At 31.1% G+C, this 9289-nt stretch carries 10 protein-coding genes; 9 read left to right on the plus strand and 1 reads right to left on the minus strand.

Translation table 11 applies throughout. The features are described 5' to 3' along the window. Positions 1–178 precede the first annotated feature (178 nt). The 5 genes from nadC to priA all read left to right on the plus strand — a co-directional run bounded on the left by nadC (position 179) and on the right by priA (position 5716). On the plus strand, positions 179–1036 hold the full coding sequence (gene nadC, locus NYQ10_RS12960) for a carboxylating nicotinate-nucleotide diphosphorylase (RefSeq protein WP_289876746.1): 858 nt from the start codon (positions 179–181) through the stop codon (positions 1034–1036). Positions 1037–1127: 91 nt separating this feature from the next. After that, positions 1128–2051: a YihY/virulence factor BrkB family protein gene (locus NYQ10_RS12965; protein WP_289876747.1), complete on the plus strand. Its 924-nt coding sequence runs from the start codon at positions 1128–1130 to the stop codon at positions 2049–2051. A gap of 1 nt (position 2052) precedes the next feature. Next, positions 2053–2481 (plus strand): DUF2147 domain-containing protein, encoded by a 429-nt coding sequence (locus tag NYQ10_RS12970; protein ID WP_276174146.1) that lies wholly within the window; start codon positions 2053–2055, stop codon positions 2479–2481. 13 nt (positions 2482–2494) lie between these two features. Then, positions 2495–3241 carry a subclass B1 metallo-beta-lactamase gene (gene bla-B1-FLAV, locus NYQ10_RS12975; protein ID WP_289876748.1) on the plus strand — a complete coding sequence of 249 codons (747 nt, stop codon included), beginning with the start codon at positions 2495–2497 and terminating at the stop codon, positions 3239–3241. 24 nt (positions 3242–3265) lie between these two features. Continuing rightward, positions 3266–5716, plus strand: coding sequence for a replication restart helicase PriA (gene priA, locus NYQ10_RS12980; RefSeq protein ID WP_289876749.1), 2451 nt, complete (start codon positions 3266–3268; stop codon positions 5714–5716). Here priA and NYQ10_RS12985 read toward each other — a convergent pair. Beyond that, positions 5713–6411: a LytR/AlgR family response regulator transcription factor gene (locus NYQ10_RS12985; RefSeq protein WP_184163564.1), complete on the minus strand. Its 699-nt coding sequence runs from the start codon at positions 6409–6411 to the stop codon at positions 5713–5715. The genes priA and NYQ10_RS12985 overlap by 4 nt on opposite strands. A gap of 177 nt (positions 6412–6588) precedes the next feature. Here NYQ10_RS12985 and rpsF point away from each other — a divergent pair, with 177 nt between their 5' ends. From rpsF to NYQ10_RS13005, 4 genes are all read left to right on the plus strand, one after another. Next, complete coding sequence (gene rpsF / locus NYQ10_RS12990) at positions 6589–6930, plus strand: 30S ribosomal protein S6 (protein ID WP_026729424.1); 342 nt, start codon at positions 6589–6591, stop codon at positions 6928–6930. Positions 6931–6935: 5 nt separating this feature from the next. Then, positions 6936–7232, plus strand: coding sequence for a 30S ribosomal protein S18 (gene rpsR, locus NYQ10_RS12995; protein ID WP_002987043.1), 297 nt, complete (start codon positions 6936–6938; stop codon positions 7230–7232). A gap of 68 nt (positions 7233–7300) precedes the next feature. Beyond that, positions 7301–7741, plus strand: coding sequence for a 50S ribosomal protein L9 (gene rplI / locus NYQ10_RS13000; protein ID WP_276174141.1), 441 nt, complete (start codon positions 7301–7303; stop codon positions 7739–7741). Between the two features lie 130 nt (positions 7742–7871). After that, complete coding sequence (locus tag NYQ10_RS13005) at positions 7872–8345, plus strand: DUF6495 family protein (RefSeq protein ID WP_289876750.1); 474 nt, start codon at positions 7872–7874, stop codon at positions 8343–8345. Positions 8346–9289 lie beyond the last annotated feature (944 nt).

The raw sequence follows: 9289 nt of genomic DNA on the forward strand, positions 1-9289 counted from the left end.
TTTGCAATCATTGTTTAATGAAAGGGAAGAAGTGGCACTAAGAATTCGAACTTAATTTTCTTAATTTCTTAATGGTTAAAAAAGAAAATTTTAATGTTTTGAAAAATTTTTCATGTTAATGAAGCTTTCAAATCCATAAAATATATCCTAATTTAGCATTATTATTAAAAATAGAAAAATGATAAGCAAAGCTCAATTTCAAGCCGAATTACAACTTTTAATTACTAATGCCATCAGAGAAGATGTTGGTCCAGGCGATTACAGTTCGCTTGCCTGTATTCCTAATACAGCTCATGGTCAGGCGAAATTATTAGTAAAAGATCAAGGAATTATTGCTGGTGTTGAACTTGCTAAAATGATATTTGAATATGTAGATTCGAATTTGAAAGTGAAAACTTTTATTGAAGACGGAACGCACGTAGAATACGGAGAAGTTGTTTTTGAAGTTTCTGGAAGCTCTCAATCTATTTTAAAAGCCGAAAGAGTGGTTTTGAATACGATGCAAAGAATGTCTGCAATTGCTACAAAAACAAATCATTTGATGCAGCTTTTAGAAGGCACAAATGCAAAAATATTAGATACGCGTAAAACAACTCCAAATTTTAGAGTGGCTGAAAAATGGGCTGTAAAAATAGGAGGAGGCGAAAACCATCGTTATGCTTTGTACGATATGATTATGCTGAAAGATAATCATATTGATTTTGCAGGCGGAATTACGCGCGCTATTGCTAAAACAAAAGAGTATTTAAAAGAAAATAATCTGGATTTGAAGATTATTGTTGAAGCTCGAAATTTAGATGAAATTAGAGAGATTTTGCAAAGTGATGGAGTTCATAGAATTCTGATTGATAACTTTAATTATGAAGATACAAAAACGGCTGTAAAATTAATTGGATCAAAATGCCAAACAGAATCTTCAGGAAATATTAGCGAAAAAACCGTTCGCGAATATGCATTGTGCGGAGTAAATTATATTTCTTCCGGGGCTTTGACGCATTCTGTTTATAACATGGATTTGAGTTTGAAAGCGTTTTAAGGAAGTTATGAGTTTTGAGTTATAAGTTATGAGTTTTGTAAATCTAAAATCTATCCCGAGGCTTCGGGACTAAAATCTAAAATCAAAAAATATGTCGCAAGAGATAGAAGCTCGGATTGAGAAAATACCCGTAATACGGAATCTGGCTCGACTTTTAAAGACTATAAAATTGCCTTGGCTAGAAGGATTTTCGCTGTATGATTTGCTTGAAATGTACACTTTAGGAATTCTTGAAGGTGCTTTCTCTTATCATGCAAGTGCAGTTTCTTTTAGTTTTTTTATGGCGTTATTTCCTTTTGCGCTATTTATTCTAAACTTAATTCCGTTTATTCCGATAGACAATTTTCAGGAAGATTTTCTACAATTCGTTCAGCAAAGTGTTCCGCCGAATACTTATGATGCAATTAATAAAATTATAAGCGATATCTTAAATAATAGTCACTCAGGCTTATTATCATCGGGGTTTTTACTTTCTATTTTTTTAATGGCAAATGGAATTAATGGAATTTTGAGCGGTTTTGAATCGTCAAAACACGTTTTTGATAAGCGAGGATTTTTTAGGCAATATTTGGTTGCATTGGCAATTTCTCTGGTAATGACTATTATTTTGTTTGTTACAGTGGCAACAATTGTTGTTTTTGAGGTTTTTATTCAGAAAACGATTATCCAAGATGTCTTAAGTGATCGAATTCCATTAATTATTTTAGGAAGGTATTTGTTTGTAATTTTAATGATTTTGATAACATCTTCAATATTATTACGTTATGGAACAAAGCAATATAATAAAGTGCCATTTATTAGCATTGGATCTGTTTTTACAACGATACTAATTGTTATATCTTCATTCTTTTTTGGGATTTGGGTTATAAAATTTTCAAAATATAACGAACTTTATGGTTCTATTGGGACATTATTAATTCTAATGTTTTATATTTGGATAAACTGTATGATTCTGCTTTTAGGGTTCGAATTGAATGCTTCTATCAGAAAATTAAAACAAAAAAAAAATAAATAATATGAAAAATTTGATGCTAACTATCGGAGTGTTCTTCTTTGCCCTGACCATGCAAAGTCAAAGTGTAATTGGAAAATGGAAAACCATTGATGATGAAACTGGAGAAGCAAAATCTATAGTTGAGATTTATGAAAAATCAGGAAAAGTATACGGTAAAGTTGTAGATATTCTTCGTGATAGTCATAAAAAAGACGTTTGTGTAAAGTGTGATGGTGCCGAAAAAAATAAACCAATTTTAGGAATGGTAATTATGAACGGTCTTAAAAAAGATGGTTCTGAATATAATGGAGGAACAATTTTAGATCCTACAAGCGGTAAAAAATACAAATGCTACATCACTTTAGAATCTGCTGATAAATTAAAACTTCGCGGTTATGTTGGAGTTTCTTTGATGGGAAGAACTCAATATTGGACAAGAGTGAAAAATTAATTCAATTTAATAAATGCGAAAATTAGCTTCGATAATTTTATTCTTAGTTGTAGTTTCAAATAGTTTCGGACAATCTAAGAATTCGCCATTACAAATAAGTCATCTTTTGGGTGACTTTTATGTTTATAGAACATTTAGCGATTATAAAGGAACAAAGATTTCTGCCAATGCCTTGTATTTGGTTACAGATAAAGGCGTTGTGCTTTTTGATGCGCCTTGGGATAAAGATATGTTTCAGCCGCTTTTAGACAGTATTAAGGCAAAACATCACAAAGAAGTGATTATGCTTTTTGCAACACATTCTCATGACGATCGCGCGGGAGGATTTGATTTTTATAGAAAAAAAGGAATTAAAACTTATTCTATTAAATTAACTGATGATATTCTTAAAAAAGAAAACAAACCAAGAGCAGAATTTATTATTCCGAACGACAAAACGTTTACAGTTGGGCAGCATACTTTTGAGGTTTGTTATCCAGGAAAAGGACATGCATCTGACAATGTAGTAGTTTGGTTTAACAAAGAAAAAGTACTTTACGGCGGTTGTTTTATAAAAAGTACCGACGCAAAAGATTTAGGTTATTTGGGTGATTCTGATGTGAAAGAATGGAAGACTTCTATTGCAAAAGTTCAATCGAAATTCAAAAATCCTAAATATATTATTCCAGGTCACGAAGGCTGGAATAGTCTAGAATCTTTAAACCATACTTTGAAAATGGTTAATGAGTATTTGGCTCAAAAATCTGCTGGAAAAAAGTAACTTTGCAATCCTATTATATAGTACATGTTTTTTATCGAAGTTATTTTACCGCTTTCCTTAGCAAAAACCTTTACGTATCGTATTTCTGAGGCCGAATATCATTTCATTAAGAAAGGAATGCGTGTTGCGGTACCTTTTGGAAAAAGTAAAATATACACGGCTCTGGTTTTGGATGTTCATGAAAATGCGCCAACGCTCTACGAGGCAAAAGAAATTCATGAGATTTTAGATGAAAAACCAATTGCAACCGAAATCCAGATTAAACACTGGCTTTGGATTGCTAATTATTATATGTGCGGAATTGGAGATGTGTATCGCGGCGCTTTTCCAAGTGGATTATTATTAGAAAGCGAAACTATTATTTCACATAAAGCCGATGTAATAATTAATGATAGCGAACTTTCAGATGATGAATTCTTAATTTATGAAGCGCTACATCATCAAAGCTCTTTGAAGGTTCAGGAAATCGTTTCAATTTTAAATAAAAAAAATATACTTCCTACACTTCAAAAATTAATAGCAAGAGATGTTATTTTTTTAGAAGAAGAAATTAAAGAAACTTACAAGCCAAAATTAGTTCGATATGTAAAATTGCATGCCAAATATGAATCGGATAATGGCTTGCAAGAATTATTGGAAGTATTAAAAAGTGCCAATAAGCAAAAAGAAATTGTTTTAACTTATTTTCAGTTAAGTGCATCTGAAAAAAAGCCGATTACGGTAAAGAAACTTACTGAAGTTTCAAATTCTACATCAACAACTGTAAAGGCTTTAATAGAAAAAGAAATATTCGAAGAATATTTTTTACAGCATGATCGAGTTACTTTTAATGGAGAAAAATCAGAAAAAGAACTTGTGTTGAGTGAAGCGCAAGAAACTGCTTTTACTGCAATAAAAAATAGTTTTTCTGAGAAAGAAGTTTGTTTGTTGCATGGCGTTACTTCAAGCGGAAAAACCGAAATTTATATTAAACTAATTGAAGAATATTTGCAGACTGGCAGACAAGTTTTGTATCTCTTGCCAGAAATTGCATTGACGGCTCAATTGGTTTCTCGATTGCGTCTTCATTTTGGAGACAAGGTAGCTGTTTTTCATTCTAAATACAGTAATAACGAAAGGGTAGAGGTTTGGAAACAAGCACTTGAAAATTCAGAAAAAGCACAAATTGTTATAGGAGCGAGGTCGGCTTTGTTTTTGCCTTTCAATGATTTAGGATTGTTGATTGTAGATGAAGAACATGAACAGACTTTTAAACAAACTGATCCTGCGCCAAGATACCACGCGAGAGATGCAGCTATTGTTTTAGCGAATTTTCATAATGCGAAAGTATTATTGGGTTCTGCAACGCCAAGCATAGAGACTTATTTTAATGCTCAAGGGGGTAAATATGGTTTGGTTGAGCTTTCAGAACGCTATAAAAAGGTTCGTATGCCGGAAGTTCTTTTGGTAGATTTGAAAGACAAACATTTCAGAAAAAGGATGACGGGACATTTTAGCGATCTTTTAATAGAAGAAATCGCAGAGGCTTTGTCTTTAGGTGAACAGGTGATTTTATTTCAAAACAGAAGAGGATATTCTCCCATTATAGAATGCCTCACTTGCGGGCACGTGCCTCATTGCCAGCAATGCGATGTAAGTTTGACGTATCATAAGAATAAAAATCAGTTACGTTGTCATTATTGTGGTTATTCGATTGCAAAACCTACAAATTGCCACAGTTGTTCGAGTATTGACCTAACTACAAAGGGATTTGGTACAGAACAAATTGAACAGGAGTTGATTTCGTTATTTCCAAAAGCAAAAACGGCGCGTATGGATCAGGATACGACTCGAGGTAAATTTGGTTTTGAGAAAATAATTGATACCTTCAAAAATCGTGAAATAGATATTTTAGTTGGCACGCAAATGCTTGCTAAAGGTTTGGATTTTGATAATGTTAGTTTAGTTGGTATTATGAATGCCGATAATATGCTGCATCATCCAGATTTTAGAGCTTTTGAGCGTAGTTTTCAAATGATGACTCAAGTTGCTGGAAGGGCTGGAAGATCTGAAAAACAAGGAAAAGTTGTAATTCAAACTTACAATCCAAATCATAATACAATTCAGCAAGTTACAGACCATAATTATATAGGTATGTATAAGGAGCAGTTGTATGATAGACAGATTTATAAATATCCGCCTTATTTCAGAATTATCAAGCTGACTTTAAAACATAAAGATTACGATAAATTGAAAGAAGGTTCGATGTGGTTGTATCAGGTTTTGAGTCAAAATCTAGGAATGCCAGTTTTGGGGCCTGAAGAGCCAGCGATTAGCAGAATACGAAATGAATATATAAGGACTATATTAATTAAGATTCCGCAAAACCAGCATTTAGGAAACACAAAAAAAACTATTCAGAAAATGTTGAATAGTTTTGAGGCTGTTGCTCAATATAGAGCTATAAAAGTTGTTGTTAATGTAGACTTCTATTAAGAAGGAGTAGAAAGCGCTTTTACCAGATCTTCTTTTTTATTTCTGCTCAATGGAATTTTGGTAATACCGATTTCCGCAAATTTACTGTTAAAGCGTTCTACCTTATCTATATTAATAATGTATGATTTGTGCACACGAATAAATTTGTCTTTTGATAAATCATTCTCAAAAGATTTCATTGTAGAAAGTACAAGATTGCTGTCGTCTTCAGTAACTACTCTAACGTAATCTCCAAAAGCCTCAATCCATTTGATTTTTGAAGTGAAGATTTTAAGTTTTTTAAGATTACTTTTGATGAAGATGTGTTCACCTTCTTCTTCTTTAATATCTTTTTTAAGCAGATGCATATCAATTGCTCTTTTTACAGAAGCATTGAAACGATCTACAGCAATAGGTTTTTGCAGATAATCAGTAGCATCATAGTCAAAAGCTTTTAAAGCATATTCAGCTTTAGAAGTGATAAATATGATCTGAGGTTTAGATTTTAATCCGTCTAGAAAATCAAAACCATTTATAACCGGCATTTCAATATCAAGAAATATTAGGTCGATATTATTTAAAGAAATACAGCTTTTTGCTTCAATTGCATTAGAAAAATCCCCAATTAAATGCAATCCAGGATGATTATTTACCAACTTGGCAATAATTGTCCTTTGTATAGAACTATCATCTACAACAACACAGTTTAGTTTCATAACTTTAAATTTAGAATAAATTCAGGATAGCAATAGTAAAAGTAATGGTTTTTTTGGAAAAAAAACTAAAGTCGACGTATATTTTTTGCATTATGACGAATAAAAGAAAAAATATGTTGGTTATTTAAAATTAATCATTACTTTTGCACCCAATTTTAACAAATAAATATTGTATTTATGAATCATTATGAAACTGTTTTCATTTTAAATCCCGTTTTATCTGAGGTTCAGGTGAAGGAAACAGTAACGAAATTTGAAGAATTTCTTACTAGTAGAGGAGCTGAAATGGTATCGAAAGAGGATTGGGGTCTTAAAAAAATGGCTTACGAAATCCAAAACAAAAAAAGTGGTTTTTACCATTTATTCGAATTCAAAGTAGCTGGAGAAGTTCTTGTAGCTTTTGAAACTGAATTTAGACGTGACGAAAGAGTTATGCGTTTCTTAACTGTAAGTTTAGATAAACATGCTATTTCATGGGCGGAAAGAAGAAGAGCTAAATTAAAATCTACTAAAGCGTAATTATTATGTCTACAATTGAGCAATCTGCAAAAGGAAAAAAAGACGGAGATATCAGATATTTAACGCCTTTAAACATTGAAACTAACAAAACTAAAAAGTATTGCCGTTTCAAAAAATCAGGAATCAAATACATCGATTATAAAGATGCTGATTTCTTATTGAAATTCGTAAATGAGCAAGGAAAAATTCTTCCTCGTCGTTTAACTGGAACTTCATTAAAATACCAAAGAAAAGTTTCTGTAGCTGTAAAAAGAGCTCGTCACTTAGCTTTAATGCCATACGTGGCCGATTTATTAAAATAGTATATAAAAATCTAGTCGCTGGTTTCTGTTTAAGCAGAACCTAACTTCTAAAATATAAGGACAACAACATGGAAATTATTTTAAAACAAGACGTACAAAACTTAGGATTTAAAGATGATGTAGTATCTGTAAAACCAGGTTACGGTCGTAACTTCTTGATTCCTCAAGGATTCGCTACTTTAGCTACTCCTTCTGCTAAAAAAGTTTTAGCTGAAAACTTAAAACAAAGAGCTCACAAAGAAGCTAAAGTTGTTGCTGATGCAAAAGCAACTGCTGAAACTTTAAAAGCTCTTGAAATTAAAATCAGTGCTAAAGCTGGTGGAGAAAAACTTTTTGGTTCTGTTACTAATATCGATATTGCTGAAGCATTAGAGAAATCAGGTAACGCTATCGATAGAAAATTCATCACAAGCGGAATCGTTAAACGTACAGGAAAATACAACGCAAGCATCCGTTTACACAGAGATGTAATCGTTGAATTACCATACGAAATTGTTGCTGAAAAGTAATATTTCGAAATGCAATACTAAAATCCCGATGAAAATCGGGATTTTTTTTTAATATATAGTTAGTTAATAATTAGACTTATGGTTGATGGCTTGTAGCCTACAGCGTAAAGCATAAAGCCTAAAAAAAAAAATGAAATACGCAAGATTAACAAAAGAACAGTTTGACGAATTGCATGCTGAATTTGCAAGCTTTTTAGCGACTCAGACAATTGATAAAAAAGAATGGGATGAACTTAAAATAAACAAGCCTGAAGTAGCAGAGCAGGAACTGGATGTTTTTTCTGATTTGATTTGGGAAGGTGTATTGTCTAGAGCTGAATATTTAGAACACTTTTCTAAAAACCATATCTTTTTGTTTCATTGTTTTGATACTTACATTCAATCTATAGTTTTAAAATCTCTTTCTCCAGAAACAGATTTTTTAACAAAAGAAGGGCTTCAGTGGTTAAGTGATAATATGTTTACTGATAATATTGAGATGAAAGTTGGAAACAAAGTATTTACTGAAGAAAGGAATATTTCTATTTTCGAATTGATCAAACAAGGAGCATTTTTAAGTGATGGTCAACTTTTTAATCAAATTAATACCATTATTGAGTCTTAAACTCTAATAGACTTTTTTGAAAAAGGCAAACAATTAATTAATAATTGTTTGCCTTTTTTTTATTTTTTTAACTTTTGTTTAAACTTTTTGTTTTGAAATAGCAGGTATTTCTACGTGTTTATTTTAAATCTTTCAATCTTTGAGATTCTTAGAAATTCCTGAACAGTTCGTCGACTTTTTAGTATACATTGCGGATAATTTTTGCCTTATTTTTTATTAATTTGTAAGAATTTATTTTCTTTTTGACTTTTTAACATATTTTCGTCGATTTTTTGTTTAAGAAAATTATGACGACTTAATTTTGTTAAAATGCTTGATTTTTCTGATGTTTTTGAACGGTATTAGTTGTTTGATTAGATGTGTAAACATAAAATATAAGAATTTTATCCTTGTTTTGTGTTTGTGTTTTTTCTAATTTTAGAATACAAAAGTTAAACAAAGTTTTGCTTTAATGTTCTTAGAAAAAGAAAGATGATTTTAGGGTGTTTTTAAGAAATTTAAAAAAGCTCTTTCATTTTAATTTTTCAGGATTTAAAATCATTAATAACTTAATAAGTCTGTCTATGGAGTTGACAATTACTTTCTTTATCAAATTTACTTTAGTTGTTTGTTTTGTTTTAGCTTTAAATTATTTTCTAAACTTAGTTTGTCGTAAAGATAAATTAGGTCTTTCTTCACAATTAAAGTTTTTATCTGAGTTTTTATTTTTTAATAAACTGCATTTTTCATTTCCATTTCGACGGGTGTGTTAAATGTGGCAGATTTTGCTATGTATAGAATTATGAACATTTGATTTTTAGAAAACTAATCAATCTAAAAAGGAGAAAGAAATAATCAACTTTCATTAAAGAATGTTCTTCTAAATATATAAAGAGAATTCCCCAATTCTGCTTAAACCAAAAATTTTCATTATGAAAATTAGACCTACAACAAATCACTCCTCT

Source organism: Flavobacterium johnsoniae, assembly GCF_030388325.1.
Taxonomy (GTDB): Bacteria; Bacteroidota; Bacteroidia; order Flavobacteriales; family Flavobacteriaceae; genus Flavobacterium; species Flavobacterium johnsoniae_C.

What these genes read in the sequence shown, in the direction of transcription:
- nadC (WP_289876746.1), top strand. Translation starts at nt 179, where the DNA reads ATGATAAGCAAAGCTCAATTTCAAGCCGAATTACAACTTTTAATTACT.
- NYQ10_RS12965 (WP_289876747.1), top strand. Translation starts at nt 1,128, where the DNA reads ATGTCGCAAGAGATAGAAGCTCGGATTGAGAAAATACCCGTAATACGG.
- NYQ10_RS12970 (WP_276174146.1), top strand. Translation starts at nt 2,053, where the DNA reads ATGAAAAATTTGATGCTAACTATCGGAGTGTTCTTCTTTGCCCTGACC.
- bla-B1-FLAV (WP_289876748.1), top strand. Translation starts at nt 2,495, where the DNA reads ATGCGAAAATTAGCTTCGATAATTTTATTCTTAGTTGTAGTTTCAAAT.
- priA (WP_289876749.1), top strand. Translation starts at nt 3,266, where the DNA reads ATGTTTTTTATCGAAGTTATTTTACCGCTTTCCTTAGCAAAAACCTTT.
- NYQ10_RS12985 (WP_184163564.1), bottom strand. Translation starts at nt 6,411, where the DNA reads ATGAAACTAAACTGTGTTGTTGTAGATGATAGTTCTATACAAAGGACA.
- rpsF (WP_026729424.1), top strand. Translation starts at nt 6,589, where the DNA reads ATGAATCATTATGAAACTGTTTTCATTTTAAATCCCGTTTTATCTGAG.
- rpsR (WP_002987043.1), top strand. Translation starts at nt 6,936, where the DNA reads ATGTCTACAATTGAGCAATCTGCAAAAGGAAAAAAAGACGGAGATATC.
- rplI (WP_276174141.1), top strand. Translation starts at nt 7,301, where the DNA reads ATGGAAATTATTTTAAAACAAGACGTACAAAACTTAGGATTTAAAGAT.
- NYQ10_RS13005 (WP_289876750.1), top strand. Translation starts at nt 7,872, where the DNA reads ATGAAATACGCAAGATTAACAAAAGAACAGTTTGACGAATTGCATGCT.